The following is a 26,031-nucleotide window of genomic DNA, read 5'->3' as shown; positions in this document are numbered from 1 at the left end:
AAACAGCGGCGCAGTGTATAGAATTTCACCGGTGGGTCAATGCTTTTTTCTATGCTCTCTGCCGGGAAGCTATCACCGGCAAACCGGCGTCAGCTATGACGCACAGGCGCTGAGCGCAAAAACTCAAATAATGCGTTGTAATACAGCTGTGGTTGGTCAAGCCAGCCATAGTGCGCGCAGTTTGGCATCAGCACCAGCCGGGCATTGCTGAAACTCCCGGCGATAGTTTTTGCCGTATCGACGCTGATAATATCCTTTTCCCCCTGCAGGACCAGCACCGGCGCCTCAAAGGTCTTAAATTGCTGTTTCAAATCAAAATGCATGTTGTCGAGATCGGCAAATACCAGACTATTGATAGTCATATTCACGACTTTAAGCCGGGCCGCAATCAGCGACGCTTTGGTTTTGTCGATGACATAGGCGTTGGCACGCAATTGAGCCAGCTTGTCGCGAGTCGATACTGAATCATCGCCACTGCGTTGGCGCAGCTGATACATCTGCAGTTTTATCTGTTCTTCCAGACTAAGATTTTGCAGCAATCGTTCGGCGATTTGATCACGGAATTGCAGATCCAAACCACCGGATGAAGAAAAAATTAACTTCTGAATGTGTTGCGGATATTTAGCCGCATACGCAGCACCCAGCATGCCGCCAAACGAATGGCCAAGAATAATCAGTTTGTCATGCTGCAAATGCTGACGCAGATGTTCGATGTCCTGCACCATCAGCGCCAAGCGGATATTGTCAGCATTGATTGCAGGCAATACCGAACGCCCTGTACCACGTTGATCAAACAGGATGGACTGGAAGCCTTGTGCGGCAATTGCTTTGGCGACCGGTTCAAAGCCAGCGCTGTCGAGACCTGGTCCGCCATTGATGATGAGTACCGGCTGACCATTGCCAAAAGTTTGGTAATAGATGCCTTGTGCCATGCCTGAGCTGCCCGGCAGTGTCTCAGCTGTTACGGCGACAGAAAACAGCAGCGCACAACTCAGCAGTAATAGCCGCCCCAGCAGAAACTGATTCAACATGACAAAAACCCCAGTCTGATCCAAAAAATCGCGAGGCTAAGCTAACAGCTCCGGGTTCGAAAGTAATCAGATGGCATGGCAAGGCTTTGTAACAAGAGTTGTCGGACCTTTACAATATCGTACATCCTGTCCCCCCAAAAATTGCTCCTGCATTTTCGGGGTACCGTACATCCTGTACATAAAAAAAAAGCCCCCGAAAAACGGGGGCAAAGAGCGGGTGTCGAGTTGCTCAAGGGTCTTACTAACGGAACATGAAATGGAACAGGTCTAACAATAAAACTCAGTTACTCATCGCTGTTCATAAATCCCAGCAGCTGCAGCAAGCTGGTGAACAGGTTGAAGATTGATACAAACAAGCTGACTGTTGCCATGATGTAGTTGGTCTCGCCGCCGTGGACGATTTCACTGGTTTGATACAAGATCATGCCAGACATCAGCAGAACAAACATGGCTGACACTGCGAGGCTCAGAGCCGCAATTTCAAAAAAGACGGCACCCAGGCCGGCCAGGAAAGCGACCAGGATGCCAACGGTTAGGAAACTGCCCATAAAACTAAAATTGGTCTTTTTGATCAAAGCGTACGCTGACAATGCAAAGAATATGGCTGCAGTGCCCGCCATCGCTAACATGACAATTTCACCGCCATTTGGCAGCGACAGATAACGGTTGATGATCGGGCCCAGGGTGTACCCCATAAAGCCGGTCAGACCAAATACACCGACCAGCCCCATGGCGCTGTTGCGGAATTTGGTCGTGAAAAATAACAAACCGAAGTAACCGACCAGTGTGATCAGAATGCCGGGATGCGGCAGATTCATGCTGGCGCTGATGCCGGCCATCACTGCGCTGAACGCCAGTGTCATCGCCAGCAAGGAATAAGTATTGCGAAGAACTTTGTTGGCCTGTTCGACGCCGAGAGCGCCGCTATAGGCCTGTTGATGATATGTCGTCATATGCACTCCGGATTGAAATGAGCTGTTGCCAGCCGGTTTTAACTCTCTGCATTAAAACAAAGATTGTACTATTCGGTAAAATCGAATATACCTAATTGCAAATCAGTTTATAACTTACATGGTGAAGCTATGACACCGGTCAATTTTAATCAGCTGTACTATTTTTATCTGGTTGCAAAAGAGGGCAGCATTGCCAGAGTCAGTGAACAGCTGCATGTAACTGCACAAACCATCAGTGGCCAGCTGGCGGCGCTGGAGCACAGCACCGGCACCGCCTTATTTGTCCGCAGCGGGAAGAAATGGGCGCTGACCGAACTGGGCCGGGTCACTTACCGCTATGCCGAGGATATTTTCCGGCTGGGGGATGAACTCAGAACTGTGCTCAAAGGCCACCATGGTGTGCAGTGGCAGACATTTACCGTCGGGGTCACCGACGTGTTACCCAAAGCCTTTATTTACGAGATGTTGCGACCAGTGTTTACTTTGCCGGAACAGCTACGGTTGATTTGTGTCGAAGGTGATCAAAACCAGTTGCTTGCTGATCTGGCGTTGAACAAGCTGGATCTGGTGTTAACTGATCAGCCACTGTCGCCTTCCAGCCCGCTGAAAGCCTACAGTCACCAAATTGTTGAGTCTGGCACCAGTTTTTTTGCCACTCCGGTTTTAGCTGCTGTATTAAAACGCACCAGTTTCCCGGCCTGTTTACATCAGCAGCCACTGTTGTTGCAAAGCAAAAGGTCGATCATCCGGCAGCGGTTGGATGCCTGGTTTTCCCAGCATGCCGTGAGTGGTCAAATAGTGGCGGAATTTGATGACAGTGCACTGATGAAAGCGTTTGGTCAGCAAGGCTTAGGTATTTTCTCTGCGCCTAGTCTGATTGAAGCGAAAATCTGCCGGCAATACGAGGTGGAAGTCGTAGGGCGCACCGATCAGGTGAAAGAAGTTTTTTATGCGATTTCGCCGGAGCGTAAGCTGACGCATCCGGCGGTGTTGCAATTAGTGCAGGCGCTGGCTCAGAGCTCAAACTGAGCGAGTGCCGGTTAATGGGCAAATCGACCGAGCTGTTGCTGGGTTTCCGCGGTCGCTTTTAATAGGGTCTGCCCGGCGGTTTCAATCGATGACATCTGCTGATAAGCATCTGTGGTGCCTTGCTCTATGGCACTTAAATGCTGGTGAGTTTGCTGATAGCTGCGTTCTAAATCCAACACAGAACCGGTGATCTGCTGTACACCCTGTTTCGCTTGTGCCAGTTGCTGTTGCAACTGGGCAAATTCGCTGGCGGTGGCACCAATTGACTGCTGGGCTTGACCCGCTTGCTCATTCAACCGTTCAGATTCTGCCCGGGTGTCGCGAACAAGGCGTTCCATATCATTGAGGAAACCAGATATCTGCCGCGTCGCCTCATTTACTTTGGCCGCCAAAGTGCGAACTTCGTCTGCAACCACAGCAAAACCTCTTCCCGCATCGCCGGCACGCGCTGCTTCGATGGCCGCATTCAGTGCCAGCAGATTGGTTTGGTCGGAAAATGTCTCAACCATTTGCAGAATTTGCCGCACATTTTCCGAATTCTTTTGCAGGCCTTCGACAGTGGCGCCAAAGGTTTCCAATAGTTGCACTATGCCAGATAACTGCGTCGAAATGGCGGTCATACCGTTGCTGGCATCTGCCGCTTTAGTCACTGTGGTCTGTGCGACCTGATTCATCTGATCGCCAGTGCTGACAATGGCTGCCAGCTGATCCAGCACGTGATCACTGTCACTGCGGATTTGTTCACTACGTTGTTCTGTCGCCAGCAGATGACTGCGGGTGGTTTTCACTGCACCGCTGACTTGCTCGTTGATCTGGTGGGTATGTTGGGCCTGATGATGCAATTTGGTCAGCAACTGTGCCAATTGGCTGACAAATTGATTGTATTCCTCGGACAGCGTTCTGAACTCATCATAAGTAAACGCTGGCAGACGGTGATTTAAATCTGTGCCGTTCTGATTGGCTTTTTGCAGCGCCAGTACCAGCGCCTGTACTGGTCGCACAATCAGATAAATCAGATAGCCGATGGTGAACAGGAAAGCGCCGGTGCCCAGTAGCAACGTGGTCCACCAGGCACTGCTGGCACTGCCGGTGTCCGGATAGGCAAAATACAGCGCTAACCAGAAAATGATGGTCAAAAAGCCGATATTACCGATGATTTTTTTGCTGAGACTATCAAAAAAGGTGCGCTCTACCGAGGTATACAGACTTGAAAACCAACCCATGCCAGACTCCCGCTAACTGATTGTGACTGTTGCAGAATTTACCATAGCAAAGTTTCAGCAGTTTGCGGTAAATCAGGCTTCGCCCCGATTGGTCATTTTTTTGCGACAAAAAAGGCTGCACAGAGGCAGCCTTATCCGGTCAAGGCGGGGATCAGAGACGTTCCAGCACCGCTTGCGTGAAATCTGTGGTGCCATGTGTACCACCCAAATCCCGCGTCGTACGGTCACCGGTCGCGATGACGTCTGTCACGGCCGCCAGGATTTGTTGCGCTTTGTCTTTCATGCCCAGATATTCCAGCATTTGGATTGACGCCAGGATCACTGAGCTTGGGTTCGCGAGGTTTTTACCAGCGATATCCGGCGCACTGCCGTGTACCGCTTCAAAAATAGCGCAGTCTTTACCGATGTTTGCACCGGGCGCCATACCGAGACCACCCACCAGACCTGCGCACAGATCGGACAGGATGTCGCCAAACAAGTTGGTGGTAACGATGACGTCAAATTGTTGCGGGTTCATCACCAGCTGCATACAGGCGTTATCCACGATCATTTCTACAGTTTGAATATCCGGGTAACGTGCGGCGACTTCACGCGCTGTTTTCAGGAACAAACCAGACGTCGATTTCAGGATGTTGGCTTTGTGCACAATAGTGACTTTTTTGCGTTGTTCGCGGCGGGCCAGTTCGAAAGCGAATTCGACAATACGTGCCGAACCTTCGCGGGTCACAATACTCATTGCTTCGGCCAGTTCACCGTCGTTTTTCACCACCTGACCGGCACCTGAGTACATGCCTTCGGTATTTTCACGCACGGTGATGATATCGATATTGTCATAACGGGCTTTGGTGCCTTTAAAGGAAATGACCGGGCGTACGTTCGAATACAGATTGAATTTTTTGCGCAGCGTCACGTTGATGGACGTGAAGCCTTCGCCAACTGGTGTAGTTAACGGACCTTTTAAGGTGATTTTATTGCGGGCAATCGCATCCAGCGTACTTTGCGGCAGCAGTTCGCCGGTTTTTTCCAGTGCAGTCAGGCCGGCATCGACATACTCGTACTGAAAGTTACAACCGACTTTGTCCAAAATGGCCGTCGCTGCATCAACGATGCTTGGACCGATGCCATCACCTTTGATGACCGTAATAATTTGTGCGCTCATAAGAAACCTTCGTGGTGGAATTGGCTGAAACAGAATGCCGGAGTCGCGGGCTCTGATGAGCCTCTGGTCTGAGGTCTGGACTCCAACGGAAACAGCCGGACTATAGCAGTTTTCGTCATTCGTTACCAGAATGGCATGGCAGTGGCACTATAAGTGTTGGAAATAGTGGATATAGCGGAAAATGATGAAAGAAAACTACATTTTAGGCTGGAGTGGCCAAAAAGCCTGGCATTGCTGCTGGAGTTGCTCCAACCAATGAGCCAAAGAGATGGCTGGTAAATCAAGAGCATGCCGACTGTTTTTATATAGCGCTTCCAGTGTATCCGGCTGCGTGGCGGCCCCCCAGAAATACAATTCCGTTAAGACCCAGCCAAATTGTAACAGCAGCTGCGCGGCTTGCTGCTGGCTATAGTCAGCTTGTAGTCCCGGTGTCGTGCGAAAATTCAATACGGCATCTTGCCATAACATTTTTGCGCCGGTCGCAGCCAGTAACTGTGCGGTTTGCCGCAAGCTTTCTGCATCCTGCCAGATTAAAGTTCGGCATTCGCTGACGATAGAGGCGTTGTTTCGACCAGGCCGGTGTAATGGCTGGTGCCGCAATGCTTCGTGTTGCTGCAATTGCAGGTTAAAGCAACCGGCGATCAGCTTTGCCTGGTTTGGCGTTAAATCAACGCGTCGGGTCTGGCCGGCCAGTAACTGCAGCGCCTGACTGAATACCGTGTCGAGCTGCTCAAACCACTGCTGCCAGGGTTGTGCACAGAGCGCTGTTTGTTGTGCCAGCCAGGATTGCCGAAGCAAAACCGGCAGTTGCTCACTGCCGATTAAAGCCAGAGCGTGGCGCAGATCTTTAATCGGAGTATGTTGCCGGCTGAGTTCTGACGCTGCGTTACAGAGTAACTGGCAAAATGCCGGATGTTCCTGTAAAAAACTGACCTGACGGCTCACTGACCAGTCTGGATTCAGTTGCTGGATCAACGCCAGAGACATCGGCTCCGGATCTGCGGTTTCCAGCAGGTCTTTGGCCTGGCGAATTAATAAACTTAACCAGCTTTGGTCTCTGCACACCCGTGGTGGCAATAATTGCATGCCTGAACCGGCCAGCGCAACGGGTTCGGCACTTAAGCTTTTTAGGTTTAAATCAAATAGATAACCACGAAGTTGCGGCTCGGCTTCGGTAATAAATGCTACGGCGCCGATACTGTCACTACAAAAACGGCCTAGTTGATACAACTGGGCGCCACTGCGGCTGAGGATCTGCAGCAAGGTCAAAGCAACGCCTTCAGACTGACGCCACAACTGCCGAAACACGGTTTCAAAGCCCACTTTCCCTGTCGTGGTGGTTTGGGAAAGTGGCAGCGTCAGCTGATATGCCAGTACCAATACCGCCGCCAGTGGATCCTGTTGCCAGATCGACGCTCTCTGGCGTACACGGCAGCAACTGGCAAAGAGCTGCAGCCAAATCGCAGGTAAATGCGCCTGATGACTGCGTAAAGTGATTAACCAAGGATCTGTAAGCTGTGTTGGTTCAGCTTCATCATTCCCGAGCATCTCAGTCTTGAGTCCGCAAAGTCCGGCAAAGCTGGCGCTGAGCACCTGCTCTTGCAGTGACAAAGGCCAGCGACTGTGAGAGGCGATCACCAGAATCACCACCGCCTGTTTTAATGCCAGATTCGCCAGCGCTGAGTGGCTGGCGGATGCCAAGGCCAGCTGAGCCTGCATCAACACCGGCTGTTGCTGGTAAAGCTGACAGAATTTTGGCGCTATCTGGTCGCAAGCTAATTGGAGCCGATCTGATGCTGCCAAAGCTGACGCTTGAGGATACAACCGATCCAGATACTGATACAGGCTATGTAGCTGTGTGACTGCGTTGCTCATCGTGATCAGGGCCTGCCTGGCTGCATCTGCAGAAATTGCTGCTGTGCAGCGTCACCCACGGCAATCAATTGCCGGTTACGGTATAACAACGCTGTACACTCGACTTTGGTGGTGATGCCATCAGAAATATCACGCTGCGTGCGGTAAAATACCAGTTGATACAAGTCAGCATCGCTTTGGTATGCTTCAGTGATATCGGGTCCGCCCAGTTTGTGTTGAACCTGATCTTGTTGCACTACAGTAGTTAAATCTAAGTTACTGATAAATTTGCGGTTAAATGCTTCACGATCGGTCCAGACCATATCGGCCGGGTCGTCCTGATAGAAGTTCAGCGCAAGCCAGGTTGCCAGCGGATAGATTGCCAGCAGTGCAGATGTAAGCAGGACAATTTTAATGTGTTTTTTCATTGCAGCTCCGTCGCTTTGGGGCAGCAAACGTTGAACCAGAATCATATAACCCGACAATGCATTGTTCAGAGGTCATCACTTATACAATAAATCGGCCAATTCTCTGAAATGGCGCGAATTTGTCACTATACCTGGCTAAAACAACTCCGGCGCCTGGAAGCGCCGGAGAGGGAGTTCAGTCCGACGGATGCCCGATCAGCGGCTGATTTGATAGCAGGGCACGTATTTACTGCCTGGCAATTTCATCCGGCCCTGGGCAACAAAAGCTTCCAGCAGCGTATCCATTAACTCCATCAATGCCGGCTCACCGGACAAGATAAAGGGCCCTTGCTGCGCGATAGCTTTGATCCCTTCATCTTTGACGTTGCCAGCGACAATCCCGGAAAATGCCCGGCGCAAATTGGCGGCAAGACGAGCTTTATCCTGATTTAGATGTAAATCGAGACTGGCCATATTCTGATGTGTTGGTGCAAACGGATGCTGGAAATCGTCGTCGATTTGCAAGGTCCAGTTAAAATGATAAGCGTCACCGGCTGACTTCCGGTATTGCCGGACTGCCTGACAGCCTTGCTTCAGCTTTTGCGCAACAGCGGCCGGGTCGTCGATAATCACTTCAAACAAATTGAGCGCATCTTTACCGAGAGTCTTTTCGATAAAGCTGGTTAACTCAGTGAAATAGGCTGCGCTTTGTTTTGGTCCGGTTAGGATCACCGGTAAAACCTGTTGGCGGTTATTTTCATGCAACATAATGCCGAGCAGATATAGCAGTTCTTCGGCTGTGCCTGCGCCACCGGGGAAAATGATAATGCCGTGTGCACTGCGGACAAAAGCTTCCAGACGTTTTTCGATATCTGGCAGGATCACCAGTTCATTAACAATCGGATTTGGCGGTTCGGCAGCAATAATGCTGGGCTCAGTCAGCCCCAGATAGCGACCGCTGCTGATCCGTTGTTTGGCATGACCAATAGTGGCACCTTTCATCGGGCCTTTCATTGCGCCGGGACCACAGCCGGTGCAGATATCGAGCCCACGCAATCCGAGCTGATAACCCACTTCTTTGGTGTACTTGTATTCGGTTTCGTTGATTGAATGGCCACCCCAACACACGATCATATTTGGTGTAGCGCCGGGCGCTATGACCTGAGCATTGCGCAGAATATCAAACACGGCATGGGTAATGTGTTCGCTGTTGTGCAAATCGAGCTGTTTTGTGTCAGCGCCCAAACGGGTGTGATAAAACAAGATGTCACGCAAGACCGCAAACAAATGCTCGTGGATACCTTTGATCAGCTCACCATCAACAAAAGCACTGGCTGGTGGATTAAACAGTTCAATTTTGATACCGCGTTCGCGGGCCACCAAATTCACAGCAAAATCTTTGTACTGGTCATAGATCTCGGCCGAACTGTCGGTATGGCTGCCGACGTTCAGCACTGCAAGGCAACAATTGCGGAATAGTCTGAAGGTTTCACTGTGTGCATGTTGCTTCAGCTGATCGACTTCCAGCTGCGACAACAAATCCATCGCGCCTAACGGGTTTAACTGTACATGCATCGGTTGCTCCTTGAACTGCAGCGGGGGACAGCAGCGCACAGGATCAGGATTTAAGAATAACCTGATCCCGGCCTTGCCGCTTAGCTTCGTACAGCGCTTCGTCTGCGCGATCAAAAGCTTCCCGGCCTTCGTCTGTGGGTTTAAGTTGGGTCGCCCCAAAAGAAATGGAAATAAGGACGTTGGTGTCTTTGAATTTAAACGGGATCCGTTTGATTTTCTCCCGCAGAATGTTCAGCGGGGCTTCCAGTTGTTCCAGCGGGGTTTCCGGGAACAATAAAATAAATTCTTCGCCACCATAACGGGCGATGAAATCGGCTTCACGCATACTTTGTTTCAACGCACGGGCGATGACTTTCAGTGTTTTGTCGCCGGCACTGTGGCCGTAGCTGTCATTGATGTTCTTAAAGTGGTCAACATCTGCCAGCACAACAGACAGTGGTGTGTTGTAACGTCGACTGCGTTTCAGTTCGAGTTCGTAACGCTCATCGAACGCGGCCCGGTTGGGTAACTCAGTCAGTGCATCCTGCAGACTGCGGAATTTTTGTTCCGCCAGCCGTTTTTTGAATTGCTTGGCTTCTTCTTCCAGTTCTTTCAGCCGCGTATCCATTTCTTTGACTGATGCTAACAGGATCTCACGTTCTTGTTTTTCCAGCGTTTCTTTGTCTTTTAACGACAGGCTCAACGTGTTGAGTTTGTCGGTAACCAGACGTTGCAGCTGTTCCAGCGATGTGGCTGATTTTGTTTCATGGCTCAGGACTGCAATCTGCTGTTCGATCTGCTGATTCAGCAACGCCATTTTGTCGCGGATGTTATTGGTCGATTTCAGCGATGAAACCAATGAATTCTGTACGCTGGTCAATGCATCATTGAGTTTCAGCAGGAAATGCTGCGCAGATTGGCGCTCTTCGTTAATGCTGGAGATAATAATTTCGATAGTGCGTAAACATGCTTCCAGCAATTTTTCGATGCTGAGTTCACCCAACAGACTCAGTCGGATCGTATCAATCGCTTTGGCATGAGCGCCCTCAAATGCCAGTTCACTGAGTAAATTGGTCAGCTCAACGGAAATTTGCCGGCAGATCCGCTCATACCGGCTGTTGTCTGAGATGTCCTCCAGCTCCATGCTTTGCTTTGCATTCAACGCCAGCTGGTAGAGCTCAGTCAGATGCGTTAAGTGGGGCATGTAGGCATGAATGGTCGGCGCAGGTTCTTCGACCCGGCTCAGTAAGTCACGCAGATCACGACGTAGTTGGTTTGGTAAACCGCGTTGTTTTTGCAACAATTTTCCGGCTTCACTGATGGTCAGTTGGGCCTTTTTAACTTCTTGTTGCTGTTTAGTGTCCAACGTTTTCAGATGCTCAGAGGTCGCATCGATTTGCGGTAACAACTTTTCCAGGTCAGTGCCATTGATTAGCTGCTGCCGGAAACGGGCCAGTCGGTTGTCGAGCTCGACATCGATGCCTTTACAGACCAGCGACAAACGGGCGACAAACTGCGTCAGAATGGTGAACTGACTTTCATAGGTGTCTTCCAGCTGTTTGCGGGCTTTCACGGCAGTAGCAAGTTGTTGCTTGAGAGATTGTTCGGAATCCACGACTCAGATGTTCCCGTCGGTAGCGGCAATGAAGACTGGCCTAAGTATATCGTTAAAGCGGAAAAAGCACAGTCAAAAAATCGGCTGATTGCTGAGGCTGTCTTGTAGGTTTTTCTACAGATTCAATATCTTGTCTTACTGATGTTCGTTGCGGTCTGTTGCGGAATGTTTTCTTTCGAAACGAAACATATGGTGCTGGCACAAATAAATAAAGCCGGGGCTTTTGCAGCCTCCGGCTCTATTTATTTCGTCAGCAGCGGGGCTGATCGAATTATTTTTTTGTCAGGTAGTAGGGTAACCAGCTTTGCTCTTCAGCATCGGTAAGCATGTTCATAACAACTTTCCTATATCAGCATTATAACAGCATTCGGGTTGGGTTGATGTGTCTGGCACCAACGACGAATATTTAAACATATTTCGATTCGAAAGTAAAAGCTATTTCGTACTATTACATGTTGGGTTACATAAATTTTGGCAGCGAAATTTGCCAGCTTTAACGCAAAGCACTGGTTTCCTGGCTGGGATTTGCATAGTCTTGGATAAAAATCAGGAGTTTATATGCGCTATTTAGCTTTATTGTTCGCTGTGCTGCCGTTGTGGGCTTCGGCCGCAGTGGAATATCAGATCAAAATTACCGATCCCGATCAGCATTTGGCTGATATCCAGATCAAAATGACCGCGGAGCAGGCAGGGGCCTTTTCATTGAAACTGCCGGCCTGGCGCAGTGGGAAATATCAGATCCTCGATTTAGCAAATGGCGTCAGACGCTTTGAAGCGCGTTTAGCCAACGGGCAACCGGTGCCGGTCGAAAAAACTGAGAAAAGCACCTGGCAATTACAGTTGCCGGCCGCCGGCGATATCGTGGTCAGCTACCAGATTTACGCCAACGAATTGAACCAGCGGACCCGTCATATTGACGATACCCATGCCTATATTAATTCGTCTGCGTTTTTGATGTATCACGATGCGCAGCGTAAAGATCCGGTGACCGTCAGTTTACAAGTGCCAGAAGGCTGGCGCAGTACTTCAGGCATGACCCGTACCGGAGCACATAGTTTTAAAGCGGCTGATTATGATGTATTGGCCGATTCGCCGATTGAAACCGGTATCCATCAGAGTTTCACTTTTAAAGCCGACGGCCGCGACTACGAAGTGGTGTTTTGGGGTCAGGGTAATTTTGACGCCGCACAAACGGTGAAGGACCTCGAAAAAATAGTGTTGCAGGCCGGCAGTATCTGGCAAGGCTATCCGTATCAGAATTATTTGTTTATCGTGCACGCCGCCAGCGGCGCGCGTGGCGCAACGGAACATCTGAATTCGACCGTGATCCAGCGTGACCGCTTCAGCTTTCGCAAACGTGAACATTATCTGGAATTTTTGTCGACCGCAGCGCATGAACTGGTGCACACCTGGAACGTGAAAGCTTACCGGCCTGCTGAGTTGGTACCTTATGATTATTTACAGCCAAACTACAGCAAACTGTTATGGATCTCCGAAGGTTCCACCAGCTATTTCCAGAACCAGTTATTACTGCGGGCAGGGCTGATGACGCCGCAAGAGTTTTATACCGACTTAGCCAAACGTTTAAAACGGTTTGAACGCACCCCAGGCCGGGAGATCCAGTCGGTGGCGCAAAGTAGTTTTGACAATTGGATCAGCCTCGGTGGTGACCATGCGGACAACTTTAGTGTGAACATTTATAGCGAAGGTTATCTGGTGAGTTGGATGCTGGATCATTTTCTGATGAATAACAGTGGTTTAAGATCAAATTACCGAACGTTGCACAATGAGTTGTACCAGCGTTTTGGCAAAACAACGGCGTTTACTGCGGCGGATGTCCAGAAAATCGCCGAGGATTTGACGGGGCAATCGTTGGCTGAATTCTGGTTAGAACAAGTTGAAACGCCTCTGGAGCTCGATGCAGAAGCATTGCTAAACGCGGCTGGTTTGCAGTTGGTGAAACCAAAGCCGACAGAGCCTTTTACCGGGCTGACCGTACAGGCTGATAAAACTGGTGCAGAGGTAAGCAAAGTGGAGCGTGATTCACCAGCCTGGCTGGCAGATTTTTCCGTCGGCGATCAAATCATCGCGCTGGATGGCCTGCAGTTACAAACCGAGCTTGCTGAGCGGTTAAAAGATTTTCCGGCGGGTAGCGCTATCAAAGTGACACTGTTTCGTGATGGGCGTTTGCTGGAGCGACAGTTGACACCGAAAACACAGCCTGCCGGTAGCTGGCAGATAGTACCGGTTGCCAAGCCGACCCGGCAGCAGAAGGCCTATTATCGGGCTTGGTTGGGGGTAGATCTGCCTCCGGCTAAATAAGCGTAACGGACCACAAAGTAAAAGCCCGCAGTGCGGGCTTTTTTGATCCGTGTTATTGGCGGGTTAGGCGGATGTTTGGTGGTGTATAAGGCACGCTGGAGCGTAGTGGATTGATGTCCAGGCCGCCGCGACGGGTGTAGCAGGCGTAGACCGCCAGAAATTCTGGCTGGGCTAATCGCCAGATATCGGTATAGATCCGCTCGACACACTGTTCATGGAATTCATTATGCTGGCGGAAGCTGATCAGATAGCGCAATAAACTTTCGTGTGACAAACCTTTGCCTTTATAATGGATAAATACACTGGCCCAGTCTGGTTGCGACGTGATCAGGCAATTTGATTTCAGCAGATGCGAATGCAATTTTTCTTCAACTGGTTCAGCGCTGTCGGTTAGTTGCAGCAAGGTGCCATCATATTGATATTGTTCGATTTCGATATCCAAATCATCAATACATCGCCCTGGGATCCAGGTGGGTTGGAATGCGACCAGTTCATTGACATGGTGGATGGTGACTTCCACCGTTTTACCAGCACACAGCGATAAATCCTGTTGCAGGGTTTGATAGACCTGACTGATATCGCGAAACCGGCTTTGATTAAAACTGTTCAGATAAAGTTTAAACGATTTGGATTCAATCAGATTCGCTGAGTCGAAAGGCACTACGACGGTCAGCAGCGCCACCATTGGTTTGCCTTTGCTGTTGAGCCAGGACAGCTCATAACCGTGCCAGATATCGTGGCCGACAAACGGCAGTGCGTCGTCAGCAGCAAGACCAATCGCATCGCGCGCCAACTGGCGTGGTACAGGTTGTAGCAGACTGGCGTCATATTGGTCGGCATAGGCGGTTACTTTACCCAGGCTCAGATGGGCAAGGGCGGCTTCAGTTTGTTTTGTCATGGCTTATCCGAAAAGCATAAAATGGTGAACGGGATAAAATTCCCAGTTTATCACAGGAAGCAAATATCGATGTCTGAGTTACAACAGCAGTTGCTGCAACTGGCGCAACAAGCCCGGCTAAAGGCGGAACAACAAGGCGAAATTTTGCGCGCATTTGCCGATCCGGCCGAAGTTTCACCGGCGCAATATGGTGAACCAAGCAAAGATCAGGTCGGCTGGTGGCCTGTAGCGCAACATGACCCGCTGGACTTTACCGGATTAGAACAAGGCCTTGGCCTGACCCTGCATCCTTCTGTGAAAGACTTTTACGCAACTTTATGGGGCGCGGATCTGCCGGTCAGTCATCCACGCGGTCCCGCCAGTTTGTTGTTACTATGGCATTCGGGCGATTTTATCCGCTTACAGCAAAATCTGATTGCACATGTCCTGATGAAAAGACGGCTGAAACAACGTGAAACAGTGTTTTTTGCCGTGACCGATGAAGAGGATTCGATGTTGTCGGTGTTAAATAGCACCGGCGAAGTCTATCTGGAGCAGACCGGGCAGGAAGTCAAACAGTTGCTGGCACCGGATTTACTCAGTTTTTTGCGTCAGCTGAGTCCTGCCTGATTGGGTCGTGACAGCAAACTCAGCCCTGACATTGCCAGGCAATATTGCTGAGCAGCTGGCAGCGGTTGCAGCGAAAATCAAACAGATCGTGCCAGGGCTGTTCCTGCAACCATGACCCGCTGCAGCCCGGACAACAACGGCTTGCTTCAAGGCTGCAGTCCGCACTGACACCGCGATACAAGGCGTAATATACCGGTTTACCAGTATGGGCACTCAGTGTTTTGGCAAAACGCCGGCCTTGCATATTTAAGGTGCTGCGAAAACTCTGCAGGGCGCGCTCAGCCGGTTTTAGCAGCACACTGTGGTGCTGCATCTGGATCTCGTCCAGCGCCTGATATTGCAGCTGCCAGCGGATTAAATCTTCAAAGCCGGTCTGTACGCCTAAACGGTATAGTGGTACCGGGGCAAAATGTTCCGCGCAATACAGGACTGAATTCATCTGGGCAAAACGGCAGTACAGGATATAACTGTCTGGCTGCTCGCAAGGGTCGGTGTGATTGGACATCAAATCAATCCCCATGATCAGTACTTTGGGGTATGACAGCCCAGCCTGCTGCAGTGCTTGCAGCGCCTTGTGGCCCGATTGGCTATGATATTCGGCTTGCAACGCATTTTTTTCTGGTAACACCACCCGACTGACGAACTGTTCCTGCTGGAATGCTGTGGGAAACTCGCGGCCGAGGATTTGGCCCTGAAAAATCAACGCTTCCAAATACACACGGATCGCAGTTTCCGCAGCTGCATAGCTGGTATCGCCAATGATCCGGAACTGAAGTTCGGCGCTGTACATCAGGATTTTTCCTGCAGCAACGTCAGAATAAGGTCCAATTTCGCTTCAATCCGCGCCAAATCCTGTCTGATGGCTGTGTCATAGGCGTTATCTTTGCCGTCAGCGCTGGATTTAGTTACGGCACCGGGTTCTTCTGTAGATTTTGTCAGCGGGCTGCCCTGAGCGCGCCAGCTCTGGTAAGCGCTGAATAGCTCTGCCGGGTTGATGCCGCCGCCTAGCCGCGCCCGCACCAGTGCAAGACTTGGCGACTTACCTTCCTGTTGTAGTTGAGTGGCAATAACACCAATCCGGTTTTGTAATGTGCTCATCAGAATCGTTACATTGGCTAAATATTGGTTTAATTTACCACTTTAATTGTGCTGAGTGCGAGTGTGGTGGTTTAACTATTTGAATTTAAATGATTAAATAGTTGGCATTAGGATTGCTGAGCGAGTTTATCAATTCAGTCAGCGAATTGTTTTTTCAGAACTAAGGAAAATATATGCATGCATTTTTTAAATTAATCACCGCAGTTGCAGTGATCAGCAGTTTGTCAGGGTGTGTTGTGGCTGTCGGTAATGATGATTTTGATGATGACGATGATGGCAACAACTGGCGCAAGACGCAGCAGTACAACCAGAATTATGTCAGCGGGCTCAAAACAGGTACTGAGATTGGCGCCGTCCGGCAAAACCTCGGCACTCCGGCTTTCAGTGAGTCCTTTAACAAACAGGGCGAGACAGTCGAAGTGCTGTTTTATCGCACCCATCACAGTCACAGTGATGGCATGACCAGTAAAGATGAATGTACCGCACTGATTTTCAAACGGGGTTTATTAGTTGGTTGGGGTGACAAGGCCTATCAAAACCTCTGAACAAGCTGGCCATGAGAAAGCGCCGGGTGCAGAGCCCGGCGTTTTTTTGTCGACACCTGATCGAGGCACAAACTTGCAGTTCCGATTCGCCCTGCTATCGTCAGTGGAACTATAAAAAAGGGGCGTGGTATGAACCAGTCAACACCGCTGGATTTTTCCAAATGTCGCATTGAGCAACTCAATGCCGAACAACTCAGACAAGCCAATTCTATTCTGTATAGCGCCTACCACGACGATCCCTTATTTATGCAGATTTTTCAGGCAGAAAAACCGGATTTTGAAGCCAGATTACGGGCCGCGATCAGAGAAGAAATTGCCACATTCTGGGATAAACAACAGCCGGTTTTGGGCTTGTTTTGTGATGAGCAATTGCTGGGGGTGGCTTGCCTGACTGAGCCAGATGCCGGATTTCAGGGCGAGCGCCTCTGGCATTGGCGGCTGAAAATGTTGCTGACGGCAGGATATTTATCCAGCAAACAAATGCTCGACAAAGAACGCAAAGTACACGATGCAATGCCTGCATCTTCCTACCATATGCTGGCGTTTATCGCCCGAAACCCGGCTTACCATCACCCAGAGGCCATGGGGCATTTTTTAAAAGCAATTGATCATTGGGTTGACCAGCATCCGGGGTCAGAAGGCGTCGGCGTTTTTGTCACGCTGGACAAATACCTGCAGTTTTTCCATCAGGACCAATATCAGGTCGTCGGTCAACTTGACTTCCAGCAGGTCAGCGGTAAATTGCTGTTTAGAAAACGGCAACAACTGCAGGAGTCCTGATGACCACGCCCGAGTTTCAGCGTTTCAGTGAGTTTTATCCATATTATCTTGGCGAACACCAACACCCACTGTGCCGGGCACTGCATTATTGTGGCAGCACATTGGTGTTGGTTATTTTGGGTTATGCACTGTGGACTGCCCAATGGGCATTATTGTGGTGGTTACCACTGGCTGGATATGGCTTCGCCTGGGCCGGGCATTTTTTTGTCGAACACAACAGACCTGCGACTTTCAAATACCCGTTTTACAGCCTGCTGGGTGACTGGGTCATGTATGCTGAGTTCATGACCGGCAGATTGGCAACGCGTTTGACCGCATCAGACCCGAAAGGGCGGTAGTTTAAAGTCCGCTAGGCGAAGGCCTTTCATCCACAGTTCTGCTTGGTAGCGGCTTTCACCATCTCCACTGAAATCAATCAGATATAAAGTCCGTAAACCAGATCTCTGGCTTATCTTGACCCAGCGGTGACCGTCACGTGCACAATCGAGAAACTGAACTTGCTGTTGCTGGCACAGTTGCCGCGCTAACGCAGTAGCGCGTTCGTCTTGCCGGCGTTGTAGTAAAAACAGATAAGCGACCAGCATCAGCGCCAGTAAAACCGCAATTGAACTCATAAAGGTTCCTCCCTGCGACGATCATGTGGCTGCTCATCAGTAAAAGCAAGCACTGTGCTAAAATCCGCAGCCTTTCTTCCGGGGAGCTTCCGATGAAGTATCAACAGACCCAAGCGATATTACAGGCCATTGAGGCTGAATTACGACGCCTGCAGCTGTGGACTGAGCTGCCGCCCAGCGCTGCTGCGCTTGCCAGCCAGGCACCATTTTGTTGCGATACGATGCCACTGCAACAATGGTTGCAGTATGTTTTACTGCCAAGGATGCAGGCGCTGATTGATGCGCGGCTGCCGTTGCCGGGTCAAATCAGCATTTGCCCGATCGCCGAAGAAGCCTTTGCAGGTTTAGAGGAAAGGGCATGGCCGTTGATTAATCGCATCGCCGATTTGGATGAGTTGTTAAGTGGCCGACGGGAGCAACAGGTTGCAAGAGTCTGAAGTCAAACCTCCGTTGGAGATCCTGTATCAGGACCAGTGGCTGGTCGCGGTCAATAAACCTGCCGGCATGCTGGTACATCGATCATTCCTCGACAAACATGAGACAGAGTTTGTCATGTTGCGGCTGCGTGACCAGATTGGTCAGCATGTGTTTCCACTACACCGGTTAGACCGACCAACTTCAGGCGTATTGTTATTTGGCTTGTCTAGTGAGATCGCCCGAGTCATGGGAGAGCAACAGCATCTGTGGCAAAAGACTTATCTGGCTGTGGTGCGTGGACATCTGAAAGAGGCGCTGCTGCTCGATTATGCGCTGAAAGAGCAGCAGGATGCGATTGCTGATAAGTTCGCCCGTCAAGACAAAGCAGCGCAGTCGGCACAAACGGCAATTTGGCCTTTACAACATATCGAATTACCCTTTGCTGTCGGTCGTTATGCAACAGCGCGTTACAGCTTACTCGCATTACAACCGTTGACCGGACGTAAACACCAACTGCGCCGCCATTGTGAACATCTGTTTCATCCAATTATTGGCGACACTACTCATGGTGATGGCAAGCACAATCAGTTGTTCCGTCAACAGTTCAGCTGCGCTCGTTTACTTCTGCACGCCGCCCGGCTTAGCTTCTGCCATCCAGTTTCCGGTGAGACGATTTCGTTATCAGCACCTTGGCGAGATTTTGCTGCATTATTGCTCCAGATTGGCTTCACGTTCGACGAAGATGACTTCATCCGCCAATTCCCGGCAATGAACTATGAGTTGCTACCCCGACGGCAGGATTAAGGAAGAATCTGGATAATTACCTGATTATGGCGGCATGAAGTAAGTTTTAAACTGACATTGAGTCAGTTCAAACCGAATATCGCAGAATTTTGTTAATTGGACGCAGCCGCGCGCCTTGTTCGATGTTAAATAATGATAAATAAATGAAAAAATTAATATGAACCAATTTTTTTGTTTCATGCAGTCTGACTGATAAAGACGGATATAAAAAACGTTTAGTTACATAATCTTACGAAAAATATCTAACGTTTTTTTTTAATAATTCCGACTCTCAGGTATGGCAAATTCTTGCCGATTTTGTGAACAGATGTAATTTGAATGGAAAAATTACGCAGTTTTTCCATTTTTTTTGCATCTTTATAGTACCTTTAATGGGTAATTGGTCTGTGTACAGCCGGAGTAAGTTCATGGTAATACTAGGTAAGGAACGGAAAGTTCCTAGATAACAACAAATTGGAGAATAAGAAATAATGAAATCCAACAACGGAACATGGCGCTTTAAGCGCTCGCTGGCTGCGCTGGCGGTATCTACAATCCTTGGTATGTCTGGTGCAGCTTCCGCTGCAGGCTCTACAGGTACTGTTATTGGTGCAATCTCAGGTGTCCCTGCTAACGGTTACACAGTCACTATCAAAAACCCTGACATCGGTTTCAGTCGTGAAATTCAGGTCGATGCTTCAGGTTCATTCCGTTTCCCACAACTGGCAATCGGTGAATACGAAATCGTTGTAACAAAAGGCGGTACGCTGGCCGGACAACAAAAAGTCCGTGTCACCGTTGGCGGTACTGCGAATGCCCGTTTTGACTTAGGCGCTCCATCAGGCGTTGAACGCATTGAAGTCACGGGCGCCCGTGTTTCTGCAGTTGACCTGACCAGTGCTGACTCAGGTCTGACTATTGGTGAAGTTGAATTTGATCGTCTGCCAGTTGGCCGTGATATCACATCAGTTGCCCTGCTGGCGCCGGGCACCATCAAAGGTGAATCATAGTTTGGTAACCTGGCGTCGTTCTCAGGTTCTTCAGTTGCTGAAAACGTTTGTTATATCAACGGTATGAACGTCACTGACCCAGATAAAGGTTTAGGTTGTGGTTCTATCCCGTTCGAATTCTATAAAGAATTCCAGGTAAAAACTGGTGGTTATTCAGCCCAGTACGGCCGCGCAACCGGCGGTGTGATCAACGCAGTATCAAAATCTGGTACTAACGAATTTGAATTTGGCGCGACTGCCTATTATCAGCCAGATTACCTGGGTGACGGCACTGAACTGACTAACTACGCTGGTGCAGTGTTCCGCGATACGACCAAAAATGAATACACTGAAACCAACGCGACGATTTCAGCTGCGGGTCCAATCATCAAAGACAAACTGTTCTTCTACGCTATTTACAACCCACGTAGCTTTGAACGAAAAGAAGCTTATGCATCAAACGCCCGGACTACTGCAACCAACCGCTGGCGCGAAACGGACAGTAACGATGCATTCTGGGGCGGTAAAGTAGACTGGGAAATTAACGACTCCCACCGTTTGTCACTGTTTGGTTTCTCGAACGACCAAAGCCGTGACCGGACTCAGGTCAACTACAACGCGCTGACAGACACTGTTACCACGCCAGCAAACCGGATTTTCTCTGACGAGATCCAAGAGGGTGGTACCAGCAGTTCATTAAGCTATAGCGGTACTTTCAGCGAGACTTTCAACGTTTCTGCCATGGTTGGTACTTACAAAACTGAATCGAGCGTGATCCCGGGCAACACTGAATGTCCTTCAGTCACTGACTCGCGTCCAAACCAAGCCAGCCCACTGCTGTCCTGTGGCTCGGGTACTGGTATCGACAGTAATGAAATCGAACGTGAAATCCGCCGGGTTGACTTCGAATGGGCCTTTATGGATGGCCATTTATTACGTTTCGGTTATGACGGCGAAGAAATTAAAGCGAACCACATCACTGCTCCGGCAGGCGACGGTACTTACGCCTATAACACTATTGCCGCTGGCGCGACCATCGGTGGTACTGACTACAAAAACAACACAGGGGCTGCACATGACTATGTGTCAAAACGTGTGTTTGCCGGTGGTGGTGCATTCTCTACTGAAAACTATGCAATTTACGTAGAAGATCAATGGACTATCAACGAACAGTGGTTTGCCACTATTGGTGTGCGTTCAGACGTCGCTGAAAACAAAGGTAAAACCGGTGTCACCTTCGTGAAACTGGATGACCAGATTGCACCACGCCTGGGCCTGACTTACGATCCAAACGGCGATGGCAGTTCTAAAGTATTCGCGAACTATGGCAAGTACTTCTTCCCAATTCCGGTGAATACTAACTACCGTACTGCTTCTGGTATCCGCGATGTGACTGAATACTACCGTTTCACTGGTGTCAATTCAGCCAACAACACGCCAACTGGCCTGACCCTGTTAGATACGCACATCAACGGCACCGGTGCGATTCCGGATCCAATTCTGTCAGCAGCACCTGAGTATTCAGCACAGTCTGTCACTGAATACATCCTGGGTTACCAACGTGAACTGAACGAAGAATATACCGCAATGGTGCGTGGTACTTACCGTACTACTGACAACATGGGTGATGACTACTGTGACCGTGAAATTGACCCGACAGGCGATGGTAACATCTGTACACTGTTTAACCCGGGTAAAGGTCACACCTTCGGTAAAGACGAAAACGGCGACGGTAAAGTCGATCCGGGTTCAGTGAAGTACTACTCAGCTGAAGCATTGGGTTTACCAGAAGGCAAACGTGATTATGCTGCAATTCAGTTCGAACTGAGTCATCGTGCAGAAAACCTGTCGTGGACAGCGCAATATGTATGGTCACACAGCTATGGTAACAACGAAGGTGGTGTGAACTCTGATAACTATCAGACAGATACCGGCGTATCTTCATTCCTCGACTTCAAAGCCAGTGCTGAAGGTTCAAACGGCAACCTGCCAAATGACCGTCGCCATGCGTTCAAACTGTACGGTTCATACTCACTGACTGATAACTGGAGTGTAGGTCTGAACTCTTCACTTGTTTCAGGTCGTCCGGTCTCTATGCGTGGTCTGAGCTTCCCAGTGAATAGCCCAATTCCACAACCAGGTTACGGTGATACGTACTACGTCTATAACTCAACGACCAAAACTTACATCTTTAACCCACGTGGTTCTAAAGGTGAAACTCCTTGGCTGTTTAACTTAGATGCATCAGTATCTTATGCATTTACTTATAACCAGTTGGCAGGTCGTGTCAGCTTAGACATGTTCAACGTGCTGGATACTCAGCAGGTTCAGTCAGTTAACGAACTGGGTGAGACCGTCTCCGGTACTCAGAACCAATTCTACGGCATGGCGAACTCGTTCCAGACTCCACGTCAAATCCGGCTTGGCGTGTCTCTGGACTTCTGATGAGTTAAAACAGAGTGCGTTTGTATAGATCGCACTCTGTTTGCGTTACCCTACAACAAGTGATTGTCAAAGCCCGCTGTCCCTCCCTCAGCGGGCTTTTTTTATCTGGAGGGAAGGGTGATGCAGCCAACAGGCAGGCGAGATTAGTGCTGACTTGATGATGTGGATCCGCCGCTTGTTACGGGCAAAAAAAAGCCCCGCATTTGCAGGGCTCTTTCAGACCAGCGGGTTAGTCAATACTACGTAACAACGCATTAATCCCGACTTTGGCGCGGGTTTGCGCATCAACCTTTTTCACGATGATCGCGGCATACAGGCTATGCGTGCCGTCTTTTGACGGAATAGAACCTGGCACAACTACAGCGCCGGCTGGTACGCGGCCGTAAGTGATTTCGCCGGTTTCACGGTCAAAGATCCGGGTGGACTGACTGATATAAACACCCATCGACAACACCGCGCCTTCTTCGACAATGACACCTTCGACCACTTCAGAGCGGGCACCGATAAAGCAGTTGTCTTCGATAATGGTTGGATTGGCCTGCAGCGGCTCCAACACGCCACCGATGCCAACGCCGCCGGATAAATGCACGTTTTTACCAATTTGGGCGCAAGAGCCAACGGTCGCCCAAGTATCGACCATTGTGCCTTCACCGACATAAGCGCCGATATTGACGTAAGAGGGCATCAGTACGACGTTTTTAGCGATATAGCTACCTTTACGCACGGCGGCAGGTGGTACCACACGCACGCCTTCAGCAACAAACTGTTCATGGCTGTAGCTGGCATATTTCATTGGCACTTTGTCGAAAAAACGGTTTTCAGCACCATCCATCACCTGATTGTCGTTAATGCGAAACGACAACAGTACCGCTTTTTTCAGCCACTGATGGGTCACCCATTCACCGGCAATTTTTTCCGCAACACGGGCCTGGCCGGAGTCGAGCAGAGCGATTGCGTTGTTCACTGCCTGACGGACTTCGTCACTGACGGTGGATGGAGTGATCGACAAGCGGTCTTCAAATGCTTGTTCGATAATGCTTTTTAAATCAGACATGGTGGTTCTTCAGCCTTCTGTAACATCTGTGAGTTGTTCCACCAGCACCCGGCGCAAAATCGCCTGCTCGTCAGCCGATAACGCCTGGTCCTCGCGGGTTGAAATCATAAAAAAGTCTTCGGCACGTTCGCCGATAGTGGTGATTTTGGCGGCATGGATATTAATCTCGCACTGCGCAAACACCTGGCCAATAGTGGCAAGCAAGCCCGGCATATCCAGAGCTGCCAGTTCGAGCATCGTGCGGTGTTTATTTTTACCCGGTAAAAACACCACTTTGGGCGGCACATGGAAGGCTTTGAGCTGTTTGTTCACGCGCACTTTGGCGTTCAGTAGCAACTCGGGTTGACCGATCGCCTGTTCCAATGCCTTTTTAATACTCTGGATCCTGGAGGTGGACGTCACAGCGTTGCCGTTTTGTTCCAGCACGACAAAGGTATCCATGGCATAACCATCTTTGTTGGTCATGATTTGGGCATCAAAAATACTGACTTTTTTGCTGTCGAGTGCCGCGACCATCCGGGCAAATAGTTTGGGTTGGTCCGCAGTATAAACAAAGATCTGCGTGCCGCCGCGCATCGCGGTCGGGCTGACCAGCACCATCGGCTTGCTAAAATCCGTGTGCGCCAGTAAGTTTTCACTGTGCCAGGCAATCAATTTAGGATTGTAACGGGCGAAATAATCGGCTTTGAATTTTGCCCACAGCGGCAACACTTTATCTTCAGTAATACCGGTCTCTGCTAACAAACGCAGCGCTTCAGTCTGGTGCTCACGGATCTGATCACGCAGGTCCATCGGCTTTTCCAGACCGCGGCGGAAAGCCTTTTGTGTACCGAGATAAAGCTCACGCAGTAACGAGCCTTTCCAGTCATTCCATAGGTTGTCGTTGGTGGCCCGAATGTCAGCCAGGGTCAGGCAATACAGATAATTCAGCCGGGTTTCGTCACGAACTTTGTCGGCAAATTCGGCGATCACGGCCGGATCGTGAATATCACGGCGCTGTGCCGTCACCGACATCAGCAGGTGCTGTTCCACCAGCCAGACAATCAGTTTTGTATCAAATTCACTGAGTTTATGCATTTTGCCAAACTCGCGGGCATCGATAGCACCGAGTTCCGAATGGTCACCGCCACGGCCTTTGGCGATATCGTGGAAGATCCCGGCCAAATACAGCAGTTCCGGTTTTTCCAGCCGTTTGACTATATCCGTGCACAGCGGGAATTCGTTAGCAAACTCCGGTTCGGTGTAGCGATGCAGGTTTTTCAATAAGCGGTGGGTATGTTCATCAACGGTGTAAGCATGGAACAGGTCAAACTGCATCTGACCAACAATATTGCGCCAGGCTGGTAAATAGGCTGCAAGGATGCCGTGGCGGTGCATCAACGTGATAGCGCGGTCCATGCCTTGCGGATGGCGGATGATCGCCATAAATAAATCGCGGCAGCCCTGATAGTCCTGCAGATCGCCCATCAGACGGCGCCGCACTTGCCGTAACAGGCGCAATGTTTCGGAATGAATGCCCTGGATTTGCGGTTGTTCAGCAATGTGCCAGAACAACCTCAGAATATTTTCCCGTCGGGCGAATACGGCTTTGTCAGAAGCAAAAATTAAATGACCATGTTGTTCAAACACATCATCGAGCTTTTGCACTTTGAACTTACTGTGGCTTTTTAAGATGTTGCCTTCAAAGTGCTGTAACAGCATTTCGTTCAGTTCGCTGACCCGCTGCACGGTGCGGAAAAAGCGTTTCATCATCCGTTCGACCGAGGCTTTGCCGTCGTCACCAAAACCGAGCCAACGGGCAACGGCCGGCTGATAATCGAACAAAATGCGGTTTTCATTACGGCCTGCTTCCAGATGCAGCGCAAAACGCATTTGCCACAAATAGGCCTCACACTCCATCAGCTCCTGATACTCATCTTCAGTCAGATAATGGTGCGCAACTAACTCCCGCATGGTGCGGGTGCGGAAGTGTTTTTTTGCCACCCAGCCGACGGTCTGAATATCGCGCAGGCCGCCTGGATTGGCTTTTAAATTCGGTTCAAGGTTGTAGGCTGTACCATGATACTGCGCATGTCGGCCTTGTTGTTCATGGCGCTTGGCCTGAAAGAAATCTTTGCTCGGCCAGAAGTTGTCTTTGCTGACTTCATGCGACAGCTGCTCGAATAAAGGCTGATTACCGCAGAGAAAACGCATTTCCATCAGGTTGGTGGCGATGGTGATGTCGTCGCGGCCCAATGTCAGCGTTTCTTTGATGGTGCGTACGCTGTGGCCGACTTCAAGGCGCAGATCCCACAATACGGTGACAAACTGGCCGATCTGGTCTTGCTGCTCACGACTTAAACGCGATTCAGTCAGGATCAGTAAATCGATATCAGAATAGGGATGCAGCTCAGCACGGCCATAGCCGCCTACTGCGATTAATGTCAGGCTTTTATGCTGATGCAACTGATAATGGCGCCACAGCTGCTGCAGCACCTCGTCAATAAAACGGGCTCTTGCCCGCACCAGCGTCGCTACGCTTTGGCTGGCAGAAGCGACTTTCAGCCAGTCGAGAAAGTCACTGAAATGTTTTTTGTAACCGTCGAGGGTAAACTGGCCCGGGACTGTTTTTTCAAAGACCATAGCCGTTGTCATGCGCTGTTACCCTGTGCT

The 26,031-nt window shown here is 50.0% G+C and carries 24 protein-coding genes; 10 read left to right on the top strand and 14 right to left on the bottom strand.

Annotation, left to right across the window (positions count from 1 at the left end; translation table 11 throughout):
* Window positions 1-89: 89 nt before the first annotated feature.
* Both ACQ66Q_RS08515 and ACQ66Q_RS08510 read right to left on the bottom strand, forming a co-directional pair.
* Window positions 90-1,031, bottom strand: a complete 942-nt coding sequence (locus ACQ66Q_RS08515) for an alpha/beta fold hydrolase (RefSeq protein WP_430456395.1) — start codon at window positions 1,029-1,031, stop codon at window positions 90-92.
* Between the two features lie 284 nt (window positions 1,032-1,315).
* Complete coding sequence (locus ACQ66Q_RS08510; protein ID WP_377248266.1) at window positions 1,316-1,984, bottom strand: Bax inhibitor-1/YccA family protein; 669 nt, start codon at window positions 1,982-1,984, stop codon at window positions 1,316-1,318.
* A 129-nt stretch (window positions 1,985-2,113) separates the two neighbouring features.
* Between ACQ66Q_RS08510 and nhaR the strand changes: the two genes are divergently transcribed.
* Window positions 2,114-3,013, top strand: a complete 900-nt coding sequence (gene nhaR, locus ACQ66Q_RS08505) for a transcriptional activator NhaR (protein ID WP_430456394.1) — start codon at window positions 2,114-2,116, stop codon at window positions 3,011-3,013.
* Between the two features lie 11 nt (window positions 3,014-3,024).
* Here the strand turns inward: nhaR and ACQ66Q_RS08500 are convergent, their stop codons facing one another.
* From ACQ66Q_RS08500 to ACQ66Q_RS08475, 6 genes are all read right to left on the bottom strand, one after another.
* Complete coding sequence (locus ACQ66Q_RS08500) at window positions 3,025-4,236, bottom strand: methyl-accepting chemotaxis protein (RefSeq protein ID WP_430456393.1); 1,212 nt, start codon at window positions 4,234-4,236, stop codon at window positions 3,025-3,027.
* 151 nt (window positions 4,237-4,387) lie between these two features.
* Window positions 4,388-5,395 carry an isocitrate dehydrogenase gene (locus tag ACQ66Q_RS08495; protein WP_430456392.1) on the bottom strand — a complete coding sequence of 336 codons (1,008 nt, stop codon included), beginning with the start codon at window positions 5,393-5,395 and terminating at the stop codon, window positions 4,388-4,390.
* Window positions 5,396-5,590: 195 nt separating this feature from the next.
* Window positions 5,591-7,270, bottom strand: a complete 1,680-nt coding sequence (locus ACQ66Q_RS08490) for a hypothetical protein (RefSeq protein WP_430456391.1) — start codon at window positions 7,268-7,270, stop codon at window positions 5,591-5,593.
* A gap of 5 nt (window positions 7,271-7,275) precedes the next feature.
* Window positions 7,276-7,677, bottom strand: coding sequence for a DUF3192 domain-containing protein (locus ACQ66Q_RS08485; protein WP_430456390.1), 402 nt, complete (start codon window positions 7,675-7,677; stop codon window positions 7,276-7,278).
* 195 nt (window positions 7,678-7,872) lie between these two features.
* Window positions 7,873-9,231, bottom strand: coding sequence for a nucleotide 5'-monophosphate nucleosidase PpnN (gene ppnN / locus ACQ66Q_RS08480; protein ID WP_430456389.1), 1,359 nt, complete (start codon window positions 9,229-9,231; stop codon window positions 7,873-7,875).
* A 43-nt stretch (window positions 9,232-9,274) separates the two neighbouring features.
* Window positions 9,275-10,825 (bottom strand): GGDEF domain-containing protein, encoded by a 1,551-nt coding sequence (locus ACQ66Q_RS08475; protein ID WP_430456388.1) that lies wholly within the window; start codon window positions 10,823-10,825, stop codon window positions 9,275-9,277.
* Window positions 10,826-11,383: 558 nt separating this feature from the next.
* Between ACQ66Q_RS08475 and ACQ66Q_RS08470 the strand changes: the two genes are divergently transcribed.
* Complete coding sequence (locus ACQ66Q_RS08470) at window positions 11,384-13,147, top strand: M61 family metallopeptidase (RefSeq protein ID WP_430456387.1); 1,764 nt, start codon at window positions 11,384-11,386, stop codon at window positions 13,145-13,147.
* 52 nt (window positions 13,148-13,199) lie between these two features.
* Here the strand turns inward: ACQ66Q_RS08470 and queF are convergent, their stop codons facing one another.
* Complete coding sequence (gene queF, locus ACQ66Q_RS08465; protein WP_430456385.1) at window positions 13,200-14,045, bottom strand: NADPH-dependent 7-cyano-7-deazaguanine reductase QueF; 846 nt, start codon at window positions 14,043-14,045, stop codon at window positions 13,200-13,202.
* 69 nt (window positions 14,046-14,114) lie between these two features.
* Between queF and syd the strand changes: the two genes are divergently transcribed.
* The gene (gene syd / locus ACQ66Q_RS08460) at window positions 14,115-14,654 is read left to right on the top strand and encodes a SecY-interacting protein (RefSeq protein ID WP_430456384.1); all 540 of its coding nucleotides are present in this window, start codon (window positions 14,115-14,117) and stop codon (window positions 14,652-14,654) included.
* 19 nt (window positions 14,655-14,673) lie between these two features.
* On the opposite strand, the gene ACQ66Q_RS08455 is transcribed toward syd, so the two are convergent.
* Entirely contained in the window at window positions 14,674-15,444 is a 771-nt protein-coding gene (locus ACQ66Q_RS08455) for a DUF2310 family Zn-ribbon-containing protein (RefSeq protein ID WP_430456383.1), read from the bottom strand.
* On the bottom strand, window positions 15,444-15,752 hold the full coding sequence (locus ACQ66Q_RS08450) for a hypothetical protein (protein ID WP_430456382.1): 309 nt from the start codon (window positions 15,750-15,752) through the stop codon (window positions 15,444-15,446). Before ACQ66Q_RS08450 ends, ACQ66Q_RS08455 begins: the two co-directional genes overlap by 1 nt.
* 173 nt (window positions 15,753-15,925) lie before the next feature.
* Between ACQ66Q_RS08450 and ACQ66Q_RS08445 the strand changes: the two genes are divergently transcribed.
* The 3 genes from ACQ66Q_RS08445 (at window position 15,926) to ACQ66Q_RS08435 (ending at window position 17,415) form a co-directional block, all read left to right on the top strand.
* Window positions 15,926-16,297, top strand: coding sequence for a DUF3192 domain-containing protein (locus ACQ66Q_RS08445; protein WP_430456381.1), 372 nt, complete (start codon window positions 15,926-15,928; stop codon window positions 16,295-16,297).
* A gap of 129 nt (window positions 16,298-16,426) precedes the next feature.
* A complete protein-coding gene (locus tag ACQ66Q_RS08440) occupies window positions 16,427-17,077 on the top strand; it encodes a GNAT family N-acetyltransferase (RefSeq protein ID WP_430456380.1) in 651 nt (216 codons plus the stop codon).
* Complete coding sequence (locus ACQ66Q_RS08435) at window positions 17,077-17,415, top strand: Mpo1-like protein (protein WP_430456379.1); 339 nt, start codon at window positions 17,077-17,079, stop codon at window positions 17,413-17,415. Before ACQ66Q_RS08440 ends, ACQ66Q_RS08435 begins: the two co-directional genes overlap by 1 nt.
* Here ACQ66Q_RS08435 and ACQ66Q_RS08430 read toward each other — a convergent pair.
* Entirely contained in the window at window positions 17,395-17,691 is a 297-nt protein-coding gene (locus ACQ66Q_RS08430) for a DUF3301 domain-containing protein (RefSeq protein ID WP_208932346.1), read from the bottom strand. The genes ACQ66Q_RS08435 and ACQ66Q_RS08430 overlap by 21 nt on opposite strands.
* Before the next feature lie 92 nt (window positions 17,692-17,783).
* On the opposite strand from ACQ66Q_RS08430, the gene ACQ66Q_RS08425 reads away from it, so the two are divergent.
* From ACQ66Q_RS08425 to ACQ66Q_RS08410, 4 genes are all read left to right on the top strand, one after another.
* Window positions 17,784-18,128, top strand: a complete 345-nt coding sequence (locus tag ACQ66Q_RS08425) for a YqcC family protein (protein ID WP_430456378.1) — start codon at window positions 17,784-17,786, stop codon at window positions 18,126-18,128.
* Window positions 18,115-18,912, top strand: a complete 798-nt coding sequence (gene truC / locus ACQ66Q_RS08420) for a tRNA pseudouridine(65) synthase TruC (RefSeq protein WP_430456377.1) — start codon at window positions 18,115-18,117, stop codon at window positions 18,910-18,912. The genes ACQ66Q_RS08425 and truC overlap by 14 nt, the downstream gene beginning before the upstream one ends.
* Before the next feature lie 470 nt (window positions 18,913-19,382).
* Complete coding sequence (locus ACQ66Q_RS08415) at window positions 19,383-19,901, top strand: carboxypeptidase-like regulatory domain-containing protein (RefSeq protein ID WP_430456376.1); 519 nt, start codon at window positions 19,383-19,385, stop codon at window positions 19,899-19,901.
* Window positions 19,902-19,964: 63 nt separating this feature from the next.
* Entirely contained in the window at window positions 19,965-22,325 is a 2,361-nt protein-coding gene (locus ACQ66Q_RS08410) for a TonB-dependent receptor plug domain-containing protein (RefSeq protein WP_430456375.1), read from the top strand.
* A 229-nt stretch (window positions 22,326-22,554) separates the two neighbouring features.
* Here ACQ66Q_RS08410 and dapD read toward each other — a convergent pair whose 3' ends face one another.
* Both dapD and glnD read right to left on the bottom strand, forming a co-directional pair.
* The gene (dapD, locus tag ACQ66Q_RS08405) at window positions 22,555-23,379 is read right to left on the bottom strand and encodes a 2,3,4,5-tetrahydropyridine-2,6-dicarboxylate N-succinyltransferase (protein WP_430456374.1); all 825 of its coding nucleotides are present in this window, start codon (window positions 23,377-23,379) and stop codon (window positions 22,555-22,557) included.
* 9 nt (window positions 23,380-23,388) lie between these two features.
* Window positions 23,389-26,013, bottom strand: coding sequence for a bifunctional uridylyltransferase/uridylyl-removing protein GlnD (gene glnD / locus ACQ66Q_RS08400; RefSeq protein WP_430456373.1), 2,625 nt, complete (start codon window positions 26,011-26,013; stop codon window positions 23,389-23,391).
* Window positions 26,014-26,031: the final 18 nt, after the last annotated feature.

The organism is Rheinheimera sp., from assembly GCF_965283995.1.
Classification (GTDB): Bacteria; Pseudomonadota; Gammaproteobacteria; order Enterobacterales; family Alteromonadaceae; genus Pararheinheimera.
Note: the sequence above shows the minus strand (reverse complement) of the source record. Positions and strands in the feature narration are given on the sequence as shown.